This is a genomic window from Collinsella sp. CLA-ER-H10, from assembly GCF_040092475.1.
Classification (GTDB): domain Bacteria; phylum Actinomycetota; class Coriobacteriia; order Coriobacteriales; family Coriobacteriaceae; genus Collinsella.
In genome coordinates, this window is record NZ_JBBNLM010000004.1 from 13,066 (window position 1) to 34,083 (window position 21,018).

At 62.1% G+C, this 21,018-nt stretch carries 17 protein-coding genes and 2 tRNA genes; 11 read left to right on the forward strand and 8 right to left on the reverse strand.

Features of this window, described 5'->3' with window-relative positions; genetic code table 11:
- Positions 1-17: 17 nt before the first annotated feature.
- Positions 18-94, forward strand: a tRNA-Arg gene (locus AAAX36_RS02975).
- A 104-nt stretch (positions 95-198) separates the two neighbouring features.
- On the opposite strand, the gene aroQ is transcribed toward AAAX36_RS02975, so the two are convergent.
- From aroQ to aroF, 8 genes are all read right to left on the reverse strand, one after another.
- Positions 199-636, reverse strand: a complete 438-nt coding sequence (gene aroQ / locus AAAX36_RS02980) for a type II 3-dehydroquinate dehydratase (RefSeq protein WP_099431841.1) — start codon at positions 634-636, stop codon at positions 199-201.
- A 64-nt stretch (positions 637-700) separates the two neighbouring features.
- Positions 701-1,951, reverse strand: a complete 1,251-nt coding sequence (locus AAAX36_RS02985) for a shikimate kinase (RefSeq protein WP_138374971.1) — start codon at positions 1,949-1,951, stop codon at positions 701-703.
- Positions 1,952-3,097 carry a prephenate dehydratase gene (gene pheA, locus AAAX36_RS02990; protein WP_195404119.1) on the reverse strand — a complete coding sequence of 382 codons (1,146 nt, stop codon included), beginning with the start codon at positions 3,095-3,097 and terminating at the stop codon, positions 1,952-1,954. It lies immediately after the preceding gene.
- Between the two features lie 53 nt (positions 3,098-3,150).
- Positions 3,151-4,248, reverse strand: a complete 1,098-nt coding sequence (aroC, locus tag AAAX36_RS02995) for a chorismate synthase (RefSeq protein ID WP_138112731.1) — start codon at positions 4,246-4,248, stop codon at positions 3,151-3,153.
- 1 nt (position 4,249) lies between these two features.
- Entirely contained in the window at positions 4,250-5,569 is a 1,320-nt protein-coding gene (aroA, locus tag AAAX36_RS03000; protein WP_138112729.1) for a 3-phosphoshikimate 1-carboxyvinyltransferase, read from the reverse strand.
- Entirely contained in the window at positions 5,563-6,669 is a 1,107-nt protein-coding gene (gene aroB / locus AAAX36_RS03005; RefSeq protein WP_138112727.1) for a 3-dehydroquinate synthase, read from the reverse strand. Before aroB ends, aroA begins: the two co-directional genes overlap by 7 nt.
- A gap of 36 nt (positions 6,670-6,705) precedes the next feature.
- Positions 6,706-7,620: a prephenate dehydrogenase/arogenate dehydrogenase family protein gene (locus AAAX36_RS03010; protein ID WP_138112725.1), complete on the reverse strand. Its 915-nt coding sequence runs from the start codon at positions 7,618-7,620 to the stop codon at positions 6,706-6,708.
- A gap of 3 nt (positions 7,621-7,623) precedes the next feature.
- Entirely contained in the window at positions 7,624-8,646 is a 1,023-nt protein-coding gene (aroF, locus tag AAAX36_RS03015) for a 3-deoxy-7-phosphoheptulonate synthase (RefSeq protein ID WP_035138595.1), read from the reverse strand.
- Positions 8,647-8,850: 204 nt separating this feature from the next.
- Here aroF and AAAX36_RS03020 point away from each other — a divergent pair.
- The 10 genes from AAAX36_RS03020 to AAAX36_RS03065 all read left to right on the forward strand — a co-directional run bounded on the left by AAAX36_RS03020 (position 8,851) and on the right by AAAX36_RS03065 (position 21,015).
- Positions 8,851-8,927: transfer RNA gene (locus tag AAAX36_RS03020), tRNA-Arg, on the forward strand.
- Between the two features lie 76 nt (positions 8,928-9,003).
- Complete coding sequence (locus AAAX36_RS03025) at positions 9,004-11,727, forward strand: HAD-IC family P-type ATPase (protein ID WP_138112721.1); 2,724 nt, start codon at positions 9,004-9,006, stop codon at positions 11,725-11,727.
- 103 nt (positions 11,728-11,830) lie between these two features.
- The gene (locus AAAX36_RS03030; RefSeq protein WP_175406049.1) at positions 11,831-12,973 is read left to right on the forward strand and encodes a zinc ribbon domain-containing protein; all 1,143 of its coding nucleotides are present in this window, start codon (positions 11,831-11,833) and stop codon (positions 12,971-12,973) included.
- A 107-nt stretch (positions 12,974-13,080) separates the two neighbouring features.
- A complete protein-coding gene (locus tag AAAX36_RS03035) occupies positions 13,081-13,623 on the forward strand; it encodes a peptidylprolyl isomerase (RefSeq protein ID WP_006236059.1) in 543 nt (180 codons plus the stop codon).
- Positions 13,624-13,634: 11 nt separating this feature from the next.
- Complete coding sequence (locus tag AAAX36_RS03040; protein WP_349073931.1) at positions 13,635-14,939, forward strand: tetratricopeptide repeat protein; 1,305 nt, start codon at positions 13,635-13,637, stop codon at positions 14,937-14,939.
- 127 nt (positions 14,940-15,066) lie between these two features.
- On the forward strand, positions 15,067-16,098 hold the full coding sequence (locus AAAX36_RS03045) for a rod shape-determining protein (protein ID WP_006236061.1): 1,032 nt from the start codon (positions 15,067-15,069) through the stop codon (positions 16,096-16,098).
- Positions 16,099-16,176: 78 nt separating this feature from the next.
- A complete protein-coding gene (gene mreC / locus AAAX36_RS03050) occupies positions 16,177-17,118 on the forward strand; it encodes a rod shape-determining protein MreC (protein ID WP_138112717.1) in 942 nt (313 codons plus the stop codon).
- A gap of 11 nt (positions 17,119-17,129) precedes the next feature.
- Positions 17,130-17,696, forward strand: a complete 567-nt coding sequence (locus tag AAAX36_RS03055; protein ID WP_138112715.1) for a hypothetical protein — start codon at positions 17,130-17,132, stop codon at positions 17,694-17,696.
- Positions 17,697-17,709: 13 nt separating this feature from the next.
- A complete protein-coding gene (gene mrdA / locus AAAX36_RS03060) occupies positions 17,710-19,779 on the forward strand; it encodes a penicillin-binding protein 2 (RefSeq protein WP_161144679.1) in 2,070 nt (689 codons plus the stop codon).
- A 9-nt stretch (positions 19,780-19,788) separates the two neighbouring features.
- Positions 19,789-21,015, forward strand: coding sequence for an FtsW/RodA/SpoVE family cell cycle protein (locus AAAX36_RS03065; RefSeq protein ID WP_055285114.1), 1,227 nt, complete (start codon positions 19,789-19,791; stop codon positions 21,013-21,015).
- Positions 21,016-21,018 lie beyond the last annotated feature (3 nt).

Below are 21,018 nucleotides of genomic sequence, written 5' to 3' on the forward strand. Positions count from 1 at the left end.
TGGGCGTGCGGTTATTTGCTCCATTAGCTCAGTTGGATAGAGCAGGGGACTTCTAATCCCAAGGTCGACGGTTCGAATCCGCCATGGAGCACCATCGTTTATTAAGCCCAGACCGCTTGGTGGTCTGGGCTTTTTTCATCTTGTGTGTTGCTGGAGCCGAGCGCGAGCAAGCCGCTGCTGTTTGTTGGGGTTGGCATTTTACTTTTCGAGATGCTCTTTCAGCAGCTCCAACGCGTGGGCGTAGCCCTTCAGGCCCTCTCCGGTGATGGTGGCGAAGCAGGCCAGACGGGCGTAGCTCACCTGGCGGAAGTCTTCGCGGGTCTCGACTGCGCTAATGTGGACCTCCACAGCCGGGATGGCGACGGCTTTGAGCGCGTCCAGGATGGCCACGCTTGTGTGCGTGTAGGCGGCCGGGTTGATGACGATGCCGTCGACCTTTCCGTAAGCCTCCTGGATCTTGTCGACGATGCTGCCCTCGTGGTTAGACTGGAAGACCTCGACCTCGTCGAAGCCCTGTGCGGCACCCGCTTCCTGGCAGATCTGCACTAAGCGATCGTAGTTGTCGCTGCCGTAGATGCCTGGCTCGCGAATGCCGAGCATGTTGAGGTTGGGGCCGTTAATGACGAGTGCTTTCATGGTTGCTTCCTTTGCAGTTGAAAAACCACCACAAAGGTGCCTGCCCCCTTTGTGGTGGTTTTGGTTAGAGAGCGGGTGGGAGGGTGTCGAGGAGGGCATGGGCGGTGTTGGCGGCGCAGTCGCGTGAGTCGATGATGTAGTCGGCCCAGGCGCGGTAGCGCGGCATACGCTGCTCGGCCAGCTTGTCGATGCCGTCGCGCGCGGTGATGGGGCGGCCCTTGTGGGCGAGCTCGTCGAGCTTGCGGTTGAGCATCACGATTTGGCTGTTTTGGTGCAGCAGAGGGTAGTTCTCGTCGCGCGTAACCACGCCGCCGCCGGTGGAGAGCACCAAGCCGCTGCGCTTGGAGATGTCGGCCAGCGCTGCCGTCTCCTGCTCGCGGAAGGCCGCCTCGCCGCACTTGATGATAAAGTCGGCGCAGGGCATGCCCAGGCGCTCCTCGAGGGCGCGATCGAGATCGATGTGCTCGCGGCCCGTGAGCTGGGCGATCTGCTCGCCCACGCGGGTCTTGCCCGAGCCCGGCATGCCGATCAGCGCGATGTTCTGTTCGCGGCGTGACAGGCGCTCCGTTACGTCCAGGATCCTCTCGCGCGGGGTGGCTTTGCCGGTATAGCGCTCGACAGCTTGTGCCGCCTGGGCAACAAGCATAAGCAGGCCGCCGATGCAGGGGATGCCGCGGCGCTCGGCCTCGAGCATCAGGCCCGTGCGGGCGGGGTTGTAGACAATGTCGATGACGCCCTCGAGCGCATCGAGGCCTTCGAGCGTGCAAGGCGCGTCGGGGCAATGGGGGAACATGCCGGCGGGCGTGCAGTTGACGAGTAGGGAGGCGTCGGACTGCTGCGCGATATTGTCGTAGTTGACCTCGCTCGTGCGACCCACGGGTACGACGATGGCGCCCATGTCTCCCAGCACCATACTTGCCGTGGTGCCGGCGCCGCCGGTGGCACCGAGCACGAGGGCCTTCTTGCCGGCAACCTCAACGCCCAACTCCTCGACCAGGCACTGGAAACCGAAGTAGTCAGTATTATCGCCGTGCAGGCGGCCGTCGGGCAGGCGCGTGATGGTGTTGACGTTGCCCATGCGCTCGGCGAGCGGGCTCAGCTCGTCCAGGTATTCCATGACGGCGCGCTTGTAGGGGATGGTCACGTTGGTGCCCTCCCATTCGTCGCCCGTCATAAAAGCCTCAAGATCCTCGGGCTCGCGCTCAAAACGCACGTACTCAAGCCCCGCCAGCTCCTTGTAGATGGTCGGGGTGTAGCTGTGGCCCAGCACGCGGCCCAGCACGCCGTAGGGGCGGGTTGCGGCGGTATCGGTCATCTAGAGCACCTCCGTGTAGCTGCCAAAGTAGGTGAAGCTCTCGCATACGTCGTCGATCGAATCGAGCAGGTCGTCGAGGGCCTTGCTGCCAAAGGGACAGTCCAGATCAAAGTAGAACATAAACTCAAAGTCGTGGCCGGGGATGGGGCGGCTCTCGAGTTTGATGAGGTTGATGTTGAGCGCGTAGAAGCGCTCGAGCACGCGATAGAGGGCACCCGGCTCATTGGCCGTGGTGATCATGAGCGAGGTACGGTTGGCACCGGGATAGACGCGTGGCTCGCGGCTGATGACGACAAAGCGTGTGTAGTTGTTGTCCGAGTCCTGGATGTTGGACTCCAGCACCTCCAGGCCATAGAGTGTCGCGCAGCTGCGCGATGCGATGGCGGCAACATCGGTGCGCCCGGAGCTGGCGACCATCTCGGCCGACATGGCGGTGTTGGGGTACTTGGTGGCGTGCAGGTCGTGGGACTCGATAAAGCCGGCACACTGGGCAATGGCTTGGCCGTGGCTGTAGACCTCGCGCACGTCGGCGAGCTTAGTGCCGGGCTTGACGAGCAAGTTGTGGTCGATCTTGAGGCGAAGCGAGCGCACGATGTGGAAGTCGAACTGGGCGAGCAGGTCGTAGACGGCGTTGACCGAGCCGGCGGTGGAGTTCTCGATGGGCAGCACGCCAAACTCGCAGAAGCCGTCGCGCACAGCGCGCATAACGCCTTCGAAGGTCTCGAAAAACGCGATGTCGGGCACGTCGAAGAGTTTGCACGCGGCGATTTGGCTGTAGGCACCTTCGACGCCCTGGCAGGCGACGGTTGCCGTCTGGGGGAAGGGTGTGTCAAAGGCTGCGGCCATGGCATGGGCCTTTTGCGACACCGTGATGCCCTTGAGCTCGTTGATGTAGCGCTGCTGCTCGGCCTTGCTCATGCTCATGAGGAGACGGAACAGGGTGATGGTCTGCGCCTTGTAGCGCTCGGGCGCGCGGCTGGCGAGGTTGTTGAGCTTGGAGCGCTCACGGGCGGGGTCGAAGACGGCCTTGCCCATCTCGATTTTTGACTTGGCTACCTCGGTGGCAATGTCCATTCGCTCGACAAAGCTGTTGAGGAGCGTGGTGTCGATGCCATCGATGGCCTGGCGGATGTCAGCAAGGTCCATGGAGGCCCCTTTCACGTAACGGCTGAGTTGGCAGGCAACCCAGGTGAGTCGGGTTAGAGCTGGCCTGCGTCCTCGAGGAGGGCGTCCCAGATGGCCAGCGCTGCGGCTGCTTCGGCTACGGGGACGGCTCGGGGGACGATGCAGGGATCGTGGCGGCCGTGGATCGAGAGCTCGGCATTTTCCATGGCGTCCATGTCTACGGTCTGCTGCTCGCGGCCAATCGAGGGCGTTGGCTTTACGGCCATGCGCCACATGACGGGCGCGCCGGTCGAAATACCGCCCAGGATGCCGCCGGCGTTGTTGGACTCAACCTCGATCTCGCCGGTCTCGGCGTCGATGCGATACGGATCGTTGTTCTCGCTGCCGCGCATGGCGGCCACGGCAAAGCCCATGCCAAACTCCACGCCCTTTACGGCGGGAATGCCAAACGCGATTTGCGCGATGCGGTTCTCGATGCCGTCGAACATGGGGTCGCCGATGCCCGCGGGAAGCCCGTAAATGCCGCACTCCACGATGCCGCCGATGCTGTCGAGCTCGTCGCGCGCGGCAAGAATCTCCTCGCGCATGCGGCCGGCTGCGGCGGCGTCAATGCACGGCAGATCGTTCGTAAGGATTGCCTTGCGGTCGGCCTCGCGATAGACCATATCGTCCATCGGCAGGTCGGAGATGCCGCCGATCTGCGCGACGTGCGCCATGACCTGAATGCCGCGGGCCTCAAGTGCCTGCAGCGCAATGCCGCCGGCGATGCATAAGGGGGCCGTTAGGCGGCCGGAAAAATGCCCGCCACCAGCGACATCGTGCATGTTGTGATACTTCACGCGCGCAGGGAAGTCCGCATGTCCGGGACGGGGCTTGCGGCGCAGCTCGGTGTAATCATTGGAGCGCGTGTTGGTGTTCTCGATAATCGCGGCGATGGGCGCGCCGGTGGTATGTCCATCGATCACACCGGCGATGATATGCGCGGCGTCGGCCTCGCGGCGTTTGGTTGCGGTCTCGTCGCGGCCGGGGGCGCGACGGTCGAGGAAGGCCTGCAGCTTCTCCTGGTCCACGGCGATGCCCGCCGGGATGCCATCGAGCGAGCAGCCGATAGCGGGGGAGTGCGATTGGCCGAAGATGCTTAAGTGCAAGACGTTGCCAAAGGTCGAGGACATGCTATTCCTCCTCGAGTGTGACCTTGCCGCCCAGCAGGCGGTAGTGGTCGAAAAAATCGGGATAGGACTTGTTGACGGCCTCGGCGCCGTGGATCACGACCTCGCCGGTGGCACGGCTCGCGGCGATGGCGGCCATCATGGCGATGCGGTGGTCGTTGTGCGAATCGACCTCGCCGCCGGTAAAGGCATCGACGCCCTTGATGATGAGGTCGTCGCCGGCAATACGCACCTGCGCGCCCAGCGCGGTGAGCTCGCGGGTGGTGGTGGCCAGGCGGTCGGATTCCTTGATACGCAGGCGGGCGCAATCGCGGATAAAGGTGCGGCCCTGTGCCAGCGAGGCCACGGCCGAGATAACGGGCACCAGGTCGGGAATGTCGTGGGCGCTCATCTCAAAGCCGGCGAGCTTGTCGGACTGCACGGTGGCGGCGTTGGTGGAGCGCACGATGCGGGCGCCAAAGCGCGAAAGCGCGGCAAGCACGTTGCGGTCGCCCTGTGCGGAGCTCAGGGACACGCCCTCGACGGTGATGGGGTCGGTGCCGATAGCGCCGGCACACAGCCAAAAGGCAGCGTTGGACCAGTCGCCCTCGACGGCCACGCTGCCGGGCGTGCGGTACGAGCCGCTGCTCACGCGGAAGTTCGTGACCTCGGGCTGGCCGTCCTTGGCCGGAATGCGCTCGACGTTGACCTCAACGCCAAAGGCCTTCATGGCCTGGATCGTTAGGTTGATGTAGGGGCGGCTCTCAATGAGGCCAGTCACCTGCACACAGGAGGGCTGGGCGAGCAACGGGGCTGCCAGCAGCAGGCCGGAGATATACTGCGAGCTTACGTTGCCCGGCAGCACAAAGGTGCCCGGGCGCATGCGTCCGCTTGTCTTGAGCGGAAAACCGCCCAGACCCTGTAGGTCGCAGCCGGCGGCAATGATCTCGTCCGAGAGCGGGGACAGCGGGCGTGCGCCTAGGCGGCCCTGTCCCACAAAGGTTGCCTCTGCCCCCAGCGCGCAGGCGACGGGCAGCATAAAGCGGAGCGTGGAGCCGCTCTCGCCGCAGTCGAGCGTGCCGCCGGCAAGGGCCTTGAGCAGGCCGAACTCAATGCTCTTCATGGTGGGGTGGACCTGGAAGCCGTCCTCGACGGTCTCGATGCGGGCGCCGAGCGCCGTGAGGCAGCGGACCGTGGCCTCAATATCGGCGCAGGTGGTGTTGCAGGTCACATGCGTCTCTCCGTTGGCAAGGGCAGCGCAGATGATGAGACGGTGCGCCATCGACTTGGACGCGATGGCGGGAACGGTGCCCTTAAGCGGGGACGGGGTGATGCGGGCTAGCATGCGGATGCGTCTCCCTTCTGGCCGAGGCCCTCGGCAATGAGTTCGTGGAAAGTGGAAAGCGGCGTGCGGTCGATGCTGCAGCGGCCAATGCCGTGCGGAATCACCAGGTCGATGGTGTCGCCCGCGCGCTTCTTGTCGTGGAGCGCCTCGGCAAAGACGGCATCGGCATTGAGGTCGCAGCGGGTCTTGAGGCCGTGGCGGGCGCAGAGCTCCTCAATACGGCCGGGCAGTGCAGCATCGCAAACGCCGTGCAGGGCCGCGGCGCGCGTGATGATGCCCATGCCGATCGACACGCAGTTGCCGTGTCCGAGCTCAAAGTGCTCGCAGGCCTCGACGGCGTGTCCGGCGCTGTGTCCAAAGTTGAGCAGCTTGCGCTGGTTGGTTTCGTGCTCGTCGGCGACGACCACGGCGCGCTTGATGTCGATGTTGCGGGCGATGATGAGTGCTACGCGGGCCACATCGCGGTTGAGCAGCTCCAGCGTGAGCGGGGTCTTCTCCAGTTCGGCGAAAAGCTCCGGGTCGGCGATCACGGCGTGCTTGACGACCTCGCCGCAGCCGTCGGCGAACTGCTCGGGCGTGAGGGTGGCCAGGCACCCCACGTCGGCGATAACCACGCTCGGCTGCCAAAAGGCGCCGGCCAAGTTCTTGCCGGCAGCCAGGTCGATGGCGGTCTTGCCGCCCACCGACGAATCCACCATGGCGAGCAGGCTCGTCGGGATCTGCACAAACTTGCAGCCGCGCATGTAGGTCGCGGCCACAAAGCCCGCCACATCGCCCACGACGCCGCCCCCGAGTGCCACGATCACGTCGGAGCGCGAAAGCTCGTGCTCGGCCACAAACTCCAAAATGGCAACATAGGTTTCGGCGCGCTTATGGGCCTCGCCGGCCTCGAAGGTGCAGATGCCCACCTCGTAGCCTGACGCCTCCAGGCTCTGCTTAACGGGCATCTGGTAGAGCGGGCCCACGTTGGTGTCCGTCACGATGACGGCCTTGGTACCGCCGGCAGTGGCGCGCACGAGTGGTCCCGCCTGCTCCAGCAAAAACGTGCCAACATGCACCTGGTAGGGGCGTGCAGTGTCGATATCGATGGTAATCGCCATAAGCTTCGGTCCTTTCGACCTGGCGTGATAGGTGGTCTAGTGGGAGGTCTCGTCGTCGAGCGCGCGCTTGATGCGGTCGCCCTCGGCAAGGAGATTCTCCAGATAGCGCTGGTCGCGGTCCTTAAGGGCGCGGCTGTAGGCGCCGAGCGATTCGATAAGATGGTCGATCTCGAAGGCGAGCGCATCGGCGTCGTCGATCATAAGCTCGGACCACATCTGAGGATTGAGGTGCGCCACGCGGGTGAGATCGCGGTAGCTGCCAGCCGAAAAGCCGTGGTGGACCTGGGCGGTGGGGCTCTTGACGTAGGCGTTGGATACCACGTGCGCAAGCTGGCTCGTGAAGGCGATGACGCGGTCGTGCTCGGCGGCGCTGGTCACGCTGAACTTGCCAAAGCCCAAGGGGCGCACCATCTCGCGCACCTGGCCCAAAAGCTCCAGTTTGAGCGCATCGTCCACCGCGGGCGGCACGAGCACGAGTGGCGCGCCCTGGAACAGGTCGGCGCGGGAGTGTGCGTAGCCCGAGTACTGCGTGCCCGCCATGGGGTGTGCGCCCACAAAGTAAAAGCCGTGCTCACGGGCAAGCTCAAAGGCACGTTCGCACACGATGCCCTTGACGCCCACGGTGTCGATCACCACGGGACCCATGATGGCCTCGGTGTCGGTGGCGTCGGCGAGGGCCTGGGTATGCGCCTCGAGCCACTCGATGCAGGCCTCGGGGTAGCAAGCCAGGACGATGATGTCGCATTCGCCGAGTGTCTCGTCGTTGAGCTCTCCGGCGACAGTGCCCATGCTGGCGGCCGTCATGACATCGTCATCGGGGTCCCAGGCCAGCACGCGGACGCCCGCCTGGGCATAGCCGCGGGCAAAGCTACCGCCGATGAGGCCAAGGCCGACGATACCGGCGCACTTGGGGCCGCCCTGGTTAACGCGCGCGTTTCTCACCGTACCCATGGGCTACTCCATGGTCTCTTGGCAGACGACCTCGCGGATGGCGCGAATGCGGCGCATGGTGTCGTCGAACTGGTCGGGGGTGAGGGCCTGAGCGCCGTCGGACCATGCGCGGCTGGGCTCGTCGTGGACCTCGATCTCCAGGCCGTTGGCGCCGCAGGCGGTCGCGGCGAGCGCCATGGGCTCAACGTAGCGGGTGTAGCCGGTGGCGTGGCTGGGGTCGGCGACGACGGGCAGGTGCGACAGGTGGTGCAGAACCGGCACGGCGTTGAGGTCGAAGGTATTGCGGGTGCGGGTCTCGAAGGTGCGGATACCGCGCTCGCACAGGATGACGTTGTCGTTGCCCTCGCTCATGATGTACTCGGCTGCCATAAGCAGCTCGTCGATCGTGCCGGACATGCCGCGCTTGAGCAGAATCGGGGTCTGGGTCTTGCCGACCTCCTTGAGCAGGGGGAAGTTCTGGGCGTTGCGGGCGCCGATCTGCATGACGTCAATCTTCTTGTCCAAGAAGACCTGCACGTCGCGCGGGTCCATGATCTCGGTGACGATCGGCATGTCGAGCTCGGCAGACGCCTCGCACAGCAGGTCGAGGCCGGCGGGGCCCATGCCCTGGTAGGCGTAGGGGGAGGTGCGGGGCTTGTAGGCACCGCCGCGCAGCATCGTGGCGCCGGCGGCCTTCACGCGGCGTGCGATGCGGATGAGGTTCTCGCCCTCGACGGAGCAGGGACCGGCGATGACCTGGAACTGGTCGCCGCCGATCTTGACGCCGTGACCGCAGTCGATGACGGAGTCCTCGGGGTGGAACTTGCGGTTGGCGCGCTTGAACGGCTCGGAGACGCGCTGCACGCGCTCGACGACATCCATGGACTCGAGCAGGAACGGGTCGATCTTGGTCGTATCGCCCACCAGGCCGATAATCGTCTCATTCTCGCCGCGCGAGACATCGGTCTTCAGGCCCTTTTTCTCAATCCAGCTGACGATATGGCCGACGGCCTCGTCGCTGGCGCTCTGCTTTAAAATTGCAATCATGGTGTGCCTCTCACCTCGATGGATAACTTTTGCAAAAACGGCCCGCATCGCGAGCCGTGTATATATGGTGCATGAGAGTTTATACTATCTGACTCGCTTTTGCCTTCTAAAGTGGGCCGTTGCGCCGCGTCTTCCTCGGAATTGCAAAGCTTTTTCTTTTATTTTGATAGCCCGTGGTGCACTTGGGTATAATGCCAAGCGTTGGCCCTATTAGCTCAGGGGATTAGAGCGTCTGCCTCCGGAGCAGAAGGCCGTTGGTTCGAATCCAACATGGGGCACCATCGAACGTAAGACCGTCCGAACCTCGCATGGTCCGGGCGGTTTTTCTTATACCGACGCGACGTGATGGGACGTGGTATGGCAGCAACGGATATCGAGCGCGGACTCTCGACCGCCGAGGTCGAGGAGCGCATCGCCGCCGGTAAGATCAACCGCAACATGGAGCTCAAGACCAAGTCGGTCAAAGAGCTCATCATCGAGAACCTCTGCACGCTGTTCAATTTGATCAACGTGATCTTGGCGTTCCTGGTCATTTTGACCGGTTCGTTTAAGAATCTGACGTTCCTGTTCGTGGTGTTCCTCAATACCGCTATTGGCGTCATCCAGTCCATGCGTTCCAAGAAGATGGTCGATAAGCTCACGCTGTTGACCTCCAAGAAGGCCATCGCGGTGCGCGACGGCGCCGAGGTGGAGCTCGACCTGGACCAGATCGTGCTCGACGACATCATCCGCCTGGGGCGCGGCGACCAGATTCCCGCTGATGCCGTGGTGGTTTCGGGCGAGGCGCTCGTGAACGAGAGCTTGCTGACGGGCGAGAGCGACCTTATCAAGAAACAGCCCGGTTCCGAGCTCATGAGCGGCAGCTTTATCGACTCGGGTCTGCTGCGCGCCCGCGTGATCCATGTCGGCGCCGACAACTACGTGGCCAAAATTAATAACGAGGCCAAGTACGTCAAAAAGGTCAATTCCGAGATCATGAACGCGCTTAACGCCATCGTGCGCTTTGCGAGCATCATCATGATCCCGCTCGGTTTGGCGTTGTTTGCCTCGAGTGTGAGCGAGCTGTGGGATGCCGCGGGAACCCCGGGCGATAGCGCGCTTTCGTGGTGCTTCTCCGAGCTGTTGGCTGGTCATGTGCCTTCGTCGGCGCTGCTGTCCACGGTGGGCGCCCTGCTGGGCATGATCCCGCAAGGCCTGGTGCTGCTGACCTCGTCGGTGCTCGCCATCGCTACGGTGCGCTTGGCCCGCCGCAAGGTGCTGGCACAGCAGCTCTACTGCATCGAGACGCTCGCTCGCGTCGACGTGCTGTGCCTGGACAAGACGGGCACCATCACGTCGGGCCGCATGGAGGTCGAGGGCACGTATCCGCTGCCGGTTGAGGGCGTGAGCCTAGGCGCCGGCCCGGACGAGGCGGCCGTTCCCGTCGATACCACGGTGCTCGATTTTGCGCTGGCTAACGTCGCACGTGCGACTTCGGCCGATGCCAACGAGACCTGCCAGGCGCTGCTCAACTATTACGCCGATCGCCCGGTCGAGGTGTCTGAACCGCTGTCGGTCATTCCGTTCTCGTCGTCAAAAAAATGGAGTGGCGCTTCGTTTGCGCAGGGCTCCTATGTGATGGGCGCCGCGCAGTTTGTGCTTTCGGAGCGTGTGTTTTCGCAGGTCGAAAACCGTGTCGCCGAGCTTGCCGATACCTGCCGCGTGCTCGTGGTGGCGCGCGTGGACGGCTTTACGCCCGATGGCGATATGGTGGGAGAGGCCGAGCCCGTGGGCTTTGTGACCATCCGCGACGAGATTCGTACCTCGGCGGCCGAGACCATCGGCTACTTTAACGAGCAGGGCGTGACCCTCAACGTGATCAGTGGCGACGACCCGCGTACGGTGTCGTCGATCGCGCGCGTGGTGGGCGTGCCGGGGGCGGACGCTTATGTGGACGCCACGACGCTCGATACGCCGGCCAAGCTCGATGCCGCAGTGGACCGCTACCATGTCTTTGGTCGTGTGACCCCGCAGCAGAAGCGCGAGCTCGTGCAGGCGCTCAAGCGCCGCGAGCACACCGTGGCCATGACGGGCGACGGCGTCAACGACGTGCTGGCGCTCAAGGAGGCCGACTGCTCCGTTGCCATGGCGGCCGGCTCCGATGCCGCGCGCAACGTGGCCGAGATCGTACTCGTCGACAACGACTTTGCCTCGATGCCCGCCGTGGTGGCCGAGGGTCGTCGCTCCATCAACAACCTGCAGCGTTCGGCCTCGCTGTTCCTGACCAAGACGCTGTTCTCGATGGGTCTGGCGGCGCTGTGTATCGCGCTGCCGCCGTACCCCTTCGAGCCCATCCAGATGACGCTCATCAACTTCTTCTGCATCGGCGCGCCGGGCTTTGTGTTGGGCCTTGAGCCCAACAATGCTCGCGTGAAGGGTGCGTTTTTGACCAACGTACTCAAGCGTGCACTGCCGGCGTCGATTGCGGTCATTTTGGCTGCGGCGCTCGATATCTTTGTGGCGCGCGTGTTTGGCTTTAGCCAGCTCACGCTGTCTACGATGTGCCTGCTTACGTCGTGCGCGGCGAGCGTCAGTCTGATCTGGCGCATCTCGCAGCCGCTCACACCCTTACGAGTGGTGCTCTTTGTGTTTGTAGTCGCCGGCATCTTGGTGGGCGTTATCGGATTCCCGGAGCTGCTGTCTATTGCCAACCTGTCGATGGGCCAGATGGTTATCTTGGCTGTCATCGTGGTCTTTACCTGCTCGGTGTTCTTTAAGCTCGCCACGATGATGGATTCGCTCAAGCCGCGTCGTCGTCATGCCGCAACTGGTTTTGGCCGCGGTGTGCGCGTCCGCCTGGGTCGCGGTGGCGGCAAGGTGAGCTCGACGGGTTCGACGGCCGAGCGTTTTGCCAAGCGCTTCGCCGCCGACATGGCGCAGCGCCGCGAAGATCGCACCGTTCGCGAGGCCGAGGCCCGCGCGCTCGAGGGCGTGGCCCAGGCCCAGCCCAAGAAAAAGAGGAGTGCCGGAGCCAAGCGCTCCCGCGTGACGAAGTCCGCCCAAGGCATCAAAGTCTCGATGCCAAGCAAAAAGAAGAAGTAGCTACGCGCCCTGGCGATGTTGAATTGGTGCCTTGTTCCTGTGGGGCCGTGGCGATGTTATGCTCTAACCTCGATTGTTTGAATTGCTTCGAAAAGAGGATGCCGTGATCTGCCCGCATTGCCTTAAGACTATCGAGGACGGCGCCTCGTTCTGCCCCTACTGCAACGCCTATGTGGGTCCGGGCGATGGTCCCGAGCACACCGAGTTCGTGTTCTGTGAGGGTTGCGGTGCCCGTCTTTCTCCGCATGATCGTACGTGCCCCAAATGCGGACGCCCCGCTCCGGGTATCCTCTCTGAGGACGCGGCCGCATCCGACCTGGCAGCGGGCCGCACGGCGGGCTTTCCGCGCCTAACGCAAGAGCAGATCGATACCGAGGTGCCTCATGCGCCGGCCTCTGCCGCTGCGGTGCTTTCGGACGCCGCCGATCCTAACGAGACCTGCGTGCTGCCGGCTTTCGATAAGGATTTCGGTATTCCCAAGGTCGATATTCCCACGCCGGTTTCCCTGCACGACGATCCTCGAAAACCCAAGCGCAAGGTGCACCCCGACGAGGACGCCTATCACAAGCACAAGCGTCATATCCCCAAGCCGCTCGTCGTCATCGCGGTTCTTGCCGTCGTTTGCGGCGGTGCCTATTGGTTCGTGACGGCCGATCCCATGGGCGTTATGCCCGGCTTCTATGACCAGTTTGGCCAGGCCGCGCAGACGACCTTCCCTACGCGCCAAAAGGGCGAGGCGACTGAGGACGATACCAAGCAAGACGATTCTGCCGAGGTGGTCCAGGAAGAAACCGTGCTCACCGATGATCAGCTCTATACCAGGCTCGACGGTCTGTATCAGGCCATCGTGTCCTACGGTGACGAGGACCAGATCGGCGAGGTCATCGATTCCTTTAACAACGGTTATCTCCGAACGCCGCTGTCCACCCGTCAGGAGCTGTCGCAGAGTGCCTATGCCCTGCGCGACCAGATTAAAAAGACGCAAGATGAGCTCAACAACCTTAAGTATCAGGACGATACGGTCTATGCGGACGACATCGCCCACTTAAAGCAGCTTGCCGAGTGGATGTATGAGCGCGTCGACGTGATTTGCCAGAGCTGGGACATCTCGCTGGCCATTCCCGATGGCGAGTCGATGAGTTCCCACCAAAGCGAGATCCTGGCGCCCATCGCGCAGAGTGGCAACAGCGCGCTGAACCAGTACGACGCCAATGTGGGTTCCTGGAAGCCGCAGCAGCGTTCCTAAAATTAGTTCACCATAGTCGGCATAACCTACGTGCGCAATTGATGTAAGCGCATGCTTATTGCTACAATTCGTACAAATATGCTTTAAACGCACGAGGAAGGAACCACATGTTTGGTTTTAAGAAAGAGCTCTACACGCCTGAGTATCAGCTTGCCGGCGACGAGTGCGCCGTTATCGAGACGTCGAAGGGTACCATCAAGGTCAAGTTTGACGGCGAGGGCGCTCCCATTCATGTCGCGAACTTCTGCGAGCTTTCCACGATGGGTTTCTATGATGGCCTTAAGTTCCATCGCTATGTGCCCGGCTTTGTCATTCAGGGCGGCGACCCCAATACCCGCGATATGTCCGGCGCCGACGTCGCTGCCGGTCTTGAGGGCCCCGACGGCATGCCCGGTACCGGTGGCCCCGGCTACTGCATCAAGGGCGAGTTTGCCACCAATCCGCGCAACAGCCATGTCGATGGCGCTCTTGCCATGGCACGCTCCATGGATCCCGATTCCGCGGGTTCGCAGTTCTACTTCTGCTTGGGTGCCCAGCATAACCTCGATTCCGGTTACACCGTCTTTGGTACCACGGTCGAGGGTCTCGATGTGATTTCGCAGCTGCGTGCCGGCGACGAGATCGTCCATGTCGAGATCGTTCACGAGTAAAGGGGATTTCCTTGAATAGCCAGCTGATCCAACAGGGCCGTGCCGCTTACCGCGCGGGTGATTTTTCCGCTGCAGCCCAGATGCTTGGGGCGGCAAAAACTCCCGATGAGATTATGGGCGAGGCCGATCACCTTCGCGGCAACGCCTTGATGCACCTGGGCATGTATGCCGAGGCCGCCGAGGCCTATGCCGCCGCCCTCAACGACGGCACCTATGGCAAGCGCGGCGCGCTGCTCACCAACCGCGGTAAGGCACTCGCCGCCGTGGGCGACTACACGACGGCCGCTCAGGCGTTCTCTGCCGCTACGCAGGACGCTTCTTATGCCACGCCGTTCAAGGCCTATCTGGGCCTGGGTAACGCGCTGTTCCAGTCGGGCGACTATGCCAACGCGGGTACTGCTTTCCGTCAGGCTGCCATCGACGGCGCCAATCCGGCTCCTGCCGCCGCACTCGGCGAGCTCGGTCGTTGCTTCATTAAGCTCGGCCGTCCGGCGGATGCCGTGGAGACCTACCGTACGGCTATCGACTTTGCCGGCCCCCGCGACGACACGCGTGCGCTCAACGCCGGCATGGGTCAGGCGCTTTCTGCCGCCGGCCGTCCCTTCGACGCACTCGACGCCTTTAACGCCGCTACTGCCGATGGTATCTACCAGCTCACCTCCGAGCAGGCCGATGAGCTTGCCCGCGTGCACGATTCGCTTGCCGCGCTGTCTGCCCAGACGGCTATGGCCACGGCTCCGGCGCCCGCGATGGACGCTCCTGCCGTCGATCCGCTCGATCCTACGGGCGCGACCGGTCAGTTTATGCCCGATCCCTCGGACACCGGCTTCTTTACGCTGTCCGAGTCCGAGATGGTCCAGCAGGACCGTCAGGATCGTAAGCAGGCCAAGGTCCGTCGTCGCCACCGCCACACGGGTCTCAAAGTCTTCATCGTGCTGCTTCTGCTCATTTTGATCGCCGTGGGCGGTCTGGGCTTTGCCTACACGCGCGGCTTTGGTTTCCCGTCCCAGGAGTCTGTCGTTTCCGATCTGTTCCAGGCTGCCGGCGACGGTGACACGGCAAAGGCCGAGTCTTGCCTGGCCTCGAGCCTGTCCGAGGACGCTAAGTCGATGATCATCTCCTCGATTCCGCAGGGTGCCACTGTGTCCGTCGAAGGCATGGATCAGTCCATGACCGAGACGACCGCTAAGGTGAAGGCATCGCTGTCCAAGGGCGGCGAGCAGGAGTACACCGTCAAATTCGTGCGCTCTGACAACCATATCGGCTGGGCCGTTTCCTCGCTCGATATGGATTTCTCGGCTGCTGACAACCAGTAGTGACCTTATGGGATTTAGCTTTGCCCGGCGCTTCACCGCAAGTGAGGTGCCGGGCTTGCGCTAGTATGATGAGCTAGTAGTTTTCCAGCAATCATCCAACACATCAGGAGTTGCGTTGTTTTCTTTGATGGATATGTTCTTCGGTAGCTATGCGGGCGATCTTGCCATCGACCTCGGCACCGCCAATACGCTTGTCTCCGTGCGCGGCAAGGGCATCGTCATTCGCGAGCCCTCTGTAGTCGCCATCGACAAGAACGACGAGCGCATCCTGGCGGTCGGTATCGAGGCAAAGCGCATGCTCGGCCGTACGCCCGGCAACATCGTGGCCGTTCGTCCCCTGAAGGACGGCGTCATCGCCGACTTCGATGTTACAGAGGCTATGCTTCGCTACTTTATCGACAAGGCGTCCGAGAAGCGCTATCCGTGGACCCCGCGTCCGCGCGTTGTCGTCTGCGTTCCCTCCGGTGTCACGTCGGTCGAGAAGCGTGCCGTCTTTGAGGCCACGATCCAGGCCGGCGCTCGCCAGGCCTATCTGATCGAAGAGCCTATGGCCGCCGCTATCGGCGCCGACCTGCCCGTCGAGGAGCCTACCGGCTCCATGGTCATCGACATCGGTGGCGGTACCACCGAGGTTGCCGTTATCGCTATGGGCGGCATCGTCGTCTCGCAGTCCATCCGTATTGCCGGCGACGAGTTCGATCAGGCCATCCTCACGCATGTTCGCGATGCCTACAACTTGGCCATCGGCGAGCGTACGGCAGAGGACATCAAGATCAAGGTCGGCTCCGCCGTGCCGCTCAAGGACGAGCTCGACGTCGAGGTCAACGGCCGCGACGTGATCACCGGTCTGCCCAAGACCGTGCGCATCGAGAGCGAGGAGATTCGTCGCGCACTCAACAAGCCGCTCGACGAGATGGCCAAGGCCGTCAAGGACGCGCTCGACGCTACGCCTCCCGATCTTGCCTCGGACCTTATGTACTACGGCATTTTGCTGACCGGTGGCGGCGCGCTGCTGCGCGGTCTCGACGTGCGCCTGCGCGATGAGACCGGCGTTTCGGTCAACGTCAGCCCCACGGCGCTCGATAACGTTGTTAACGGCTGTGCCCGCGTGCTCGAGGCCAATGCGTTTGATGGCGGCTTCGTCCAGACCAATGCTTAATTTCCAAAAGGTGGATTCCATTTGGCACGATCTTCGGGTTTCTCCACAAATCTGAATACCAAGCGACAATCAACGGGTATGCGCCCGTTGATTGTTTTCAGCCTGATTTCGGTGTTGCTGCTCACGTTTTATATTCGTGAGGGCGAGGCTGGGCCGATTCATGCCGTGCGTTCGGGCGTAACGACGATTACCTCGCCGGTGCGCTTTGTGGGTTCGGCTGTGGCGGCTCCCTTCAATGCCATCGGCAACGTGTTCTCTAACCTTACGGCGTCGCAGGACACGCTCGACGAGCTTAAGAAGCAAAACGAGGAACTGACCTCTAAGGTTGCCGAGCTCTCCGAGTCTCAAAAGACCGCCGAGCGTCTGGAGGGGCTGGTCGGCCTGCAGTCGACCTATAACCTCAAATCGACCGCTGCTCGTATCGTTGGTGCTTCCGGCGATGCCTGGACCTCGACCGTTACCATCGACAAGGGCTCTGCCGACGGCCTTACCATCAACATGCCCGTGACGAGTTCTGCCGGTGTTATCGGCCAGATCATCGAAGTCTCGGCCAAGACGTCCACCGTGCGCCTGATTGGCGACGAGAACTCGGGTGTGTCCGCCATGGTACAGGACACGCGCGCCCAGGGCATGCTGCAGGGTCAGGCTGACGGCACGCTGCGTCTTGAGTACGTGAGCGTCGACTCCGACGTTAAGGTTGGCGACATCGTCGTGACCTCGGGCATCGGCGGTGTGTTCCCCAAGGGTCTACCGCTCGGCACCGTCTCGTCGGTTGAGAAATCGGCAAACGACGTGTACTACACCATTGTGGTGCGCGCTCAGACCACGGCCGAGAACAACGAGGAAGTGCTGGTCATTACCTCGCTGACCGATGAACAGTCGGCCTCGGATGAGGACGTGAGCACGGCCAACAGCACGCCGCAGGGAACGTCGCGCGATGCTGCAACCAAGACGAAGGACGAGAGCTCGGATGACAGTTCCGACACGTCCGAGACGACCGATTCTGGCTCGAACGAATAGGGGGCATGTCCATGGATCTACACGAGCAGGGGATGAGCTCCCGCACGTTTGTGATCGCCGCCATCGTGTGCGTGCTGCTGCAGGCAGGCCTGGCACCGCAGATCTCCATTGCGGGTGGTCGCGTCAACTTCATGATTATCTTGGTGTGCCTGAGTGTGTTCTCGGGCGACCCGACCCGTGCCGTCGTGTGCGGTTTTTGCAGCGGCTTGTTTTATGACCTGTCCGCTGCCGTGCCGGTGGGCATTATGTCGCTCCTGCTGACCGTGGGTTCTTTTGCCCTGGTGCACAGCGCCGTCGGTCAGACGGGCGGTACCCCAAGTGCGCGCGGCGTCACTGTGGGCGCCTTCGCGCTCGTCATTAATGTGATCTACAGCATCATCTTGCTGTTTATGGGTTTGGAGACGAGCTTTGTCGTGGCGATCTTCGGCCATGCGCTGCCGTCCTCGATCCTGACGGGTCTGGTTGCCATTCCGTTTTTGATGTCCGGCGTCGTGCCACAGTCCGGCTATGGATTCTCCGCACGTGGCGGACGCCAGACGGGTATGCGCTTTAAGCCCAAGACCCGCAAGCTCAAATAGGGGAGGCCCGTAGATGTCTTCCCAGTTGACGGTTATTATCGCCGGTATCGTGCTAGTTGTGGCCATCGTGGTCGCACTGGTCATCATGCGTCGCGGCGATTCCCGTTTTACCTACGATACGCAGCATGGAACGACCCCGCGCGCCACCGAGGGCGAGGGCAATACCGCGGTGACCGCCTTTAAGGGCCGCTTTTCCATCCTCACCACGGGTGTGGGCGCGATGTTTGCGGCGCTCGCCGTCAAGCTGTGGGGCATGCAGATGGTCTCGTCGGACTATTACGAGAAGCAGGCCAATAGTAATCAGACTCGCACCGTTACCACTCCTGCTGTGCGCGGCCGCATCCTCGACCGCAATGGCGTGGCGCTTGTCCAGAACCGTCCCTCACTTGCTGTCGTGGCCTACCGCGACCTTGCCGAGGATGAGGTCCTGGTTCGCCATCTTGCCAACGTGCTTGGAATGCCTTACGTGGCGGTCCTTCGCAATATTCAGGACAATACAGAGGGCGCTCAGAGCCTGCATACCATCGCGACGGACGTCCGTCGCTCCACGGTTGCCTATATTCAGGAGCATGCCGGCGAGTTCCCGGGCGTCAAGATTGCCGAGCGTACCGAGCGCCAGTATCCATATGGCGAGACGGCATGCCATATCTTGGGCTATACCGGCACCATTACCTCCGAGCAGCTCGAGGCCCAGAATAAGAAAACCTCTGGGGATGATGATGCTTCTGCTGGCAAGATTACGTACCAGTCGGGCGATATCGTGGGCCAGGCGGGCGTTGAGAGCTACTACGAAAACCTGCTGCAGGGTATTCGTGGCGAGCAGACCGTCAAGGTCGATGCCTCGGGCAATGTGACCGGTCAGGCCGGCGCCGTGCCCGCGAAGGCCGGCTCCGACATTAAGCTCACGCTCGACCTTAAGATCCAACAGGCCTGCGAGACGGCACTGGCGAGCGCTATCGAGCTTGCCAAGACCACTGGCTACAGCAATGCCGGCAACGGCGCTGTGGTGTGTCTCGATCCCAACAATGGCGAGATCCTGGGCATGGCGAGCGAGCCCAAGTTCGATCCGTCCGTCTTTATCGGCGGCGTCTCAAATGACGTGTGGACCGAGCTCAATGATGACAAGGGTTCGCACCCGCTGCTCAACCGCGCCATTAGCGGACAGTACATGTCGGCTTCGACCATCAAGCCGCTCTCGGCACTGGCCGGTCTTGAGTTTGGAACCTACACGTCGGGGCAGACGACCAACTGCACGGGCTATTGGACGGGTCTGGGCAAGTCGTGGGGCAAGTACTGCTGGCTGCATTCCGGCCACGGCACCATGACGCTGCAGTCGGGTATCGCCAACTCGTGCGACCCCGTCTTCTACGACATGGGCAAGGCGTTCTTTTATGACGAGAAACATTCCGAGGGCCTGCAGGAGGTCTTTCGTCGCTGGGGTCTAGGCAAGACCTGCGGTATCGATCTGCCGAGTGAGGGCGCGGGCCGTATTCCCGATGCCGAGTGGAAAGAGTCGTACTTCACCGACGCCTCTGCCGAGGACCGCAAGTGGAATGCCGGTGATATGACTAACATTGCCATCGGCCAGGGCGACATCCTGGTGACGCCCCTGCAGATGGCGTGCGCCTATATGGGTCTTGCCAACGGCGGCAAACAGTACGTGCCCCACGTGTTTTTGTCTGCCGTGTCGCGCGATGGCGACGGCGATGCCTATAAGTACAACGGCAAGGGCAAGAAGAAGCGCCTGGAGGCCAAGATCAACAGTGATTCGGATTTGGCTCTTGTTCGCAACGGCATGCACGACGTGATTTACACGGCATCGACGTCCCTGGCGGCTCACTTTGGCACCCTGACGCCGCAGGTATACGGCAAGTCGGGCACGGGCGAGAAAAGCGGCGAGGACGAATATGCTTGGTTCTGCGCCTATGCACCGGCCGATGACCCCAAGTATGTTATCGCTACTGTCCTGGAGCAGGGCGGCGGCGGCTCAGATACCGCGATGCATGTCGTGCGCGACGTGCTCGGCGTGATTTATGACGAGCCCGATACCTCTTCGGCCTCGGGCGATTCTTCGGTTCGATAGGAGGTTGCGATGGATTTTTCTCCGGCGGATCTGTTCCGTTCAACCAAGACCGGCTCTCGCAGCAGCCTGGATCGCGTCAACAAGCAACTTTCGGCCTCGCGCGGCACGTTTCGCCAAAAGGTGCATATCGGTGTGCTCGTGGCTACTGTGGCGCTCGTCGCCTACGGTGCCATCATTATCTGGTCGGCTTCGCAGTTTAAGGCCGATGCATCGTTTTCACGCCATCTTCTGGGAATTGGCATCGGGGCGGTGCTGGCGGTGCTGGTCTGGCGTACCGACCTGCGCGGTATTTCCAATTTCTCGACGGCGTTGCTCGTCATCGACCTGATCGTGATCTTCTCGCCCAAGATTCCGGGTCTGTCCTATACGGGCGGTCTGGGCATGACGGGCTGGATCAAGATTCCCGGTATCGGCTTGACATTCCAGCCGGTTGAGCTTGCCAAGCTCATCACCATCTTCTTTATTGCTACGCTTGGCTCGCAGTATAACGGTCGCATCGATACCGTTCGCGACTACGTCAAGCTCTGCGGCATGCTGTCCATTCCGTTTTTGGCCGTCGTCGCCATGGGCGACCTGGGCTCGGGCCTGGTCGTGCTGGTTTCGGGCGCCATCGTCATTTGCATGAGCGGTGCACGCCGCGAATGGGTGCTGTCGACCCTGGCCCTGCTCGTGGGCCTGGTGGCCCTCGTCCTGGCGCTCGATTCGGTCTTTGATTCGCTGCTCGGCCACGATGTGCTCATCAAGCAGTATCAGATGAACCGTCTGACGGTCTTTATCGACCCCGATAATGCCGATTCGGACGATGCCTACAACCTGCAGCAGTCGCTTATCGCCGTTGGCTCGGGCGGCTTCTTTGGTAAGGGTTTGGGCCATGCGACGCAGTCAGCCGGCGGCTTTCTGCCTGAGTTCCACACCGACTTCGTCTTCGCCTTTCTGTCCGAGACCTTTGGCTTTTGTGGTTCCTTTTTGCTCCTGTGCCTCTACGTGCTGCTGATCTTTTCGACGATTCGCGTCGCCTTTAAGTGTGAGTCGCTGTTTTTACGTCTTTCGTGTGTGGGCATCGTTGGCATGTGGGCGTTCCAGACCTTCGAAAACATCGGCATGTGCATCGGCATCATGCCGATTACCGGTATTCCGCTACCGTTTATTAGCTTTGGCTCGTCTTCGATGATGATTCAGCTGCTGACGGTGGGTATCGTACAATCCATATGGCGGCATCGTTCGGGCGCCGCGTAACCG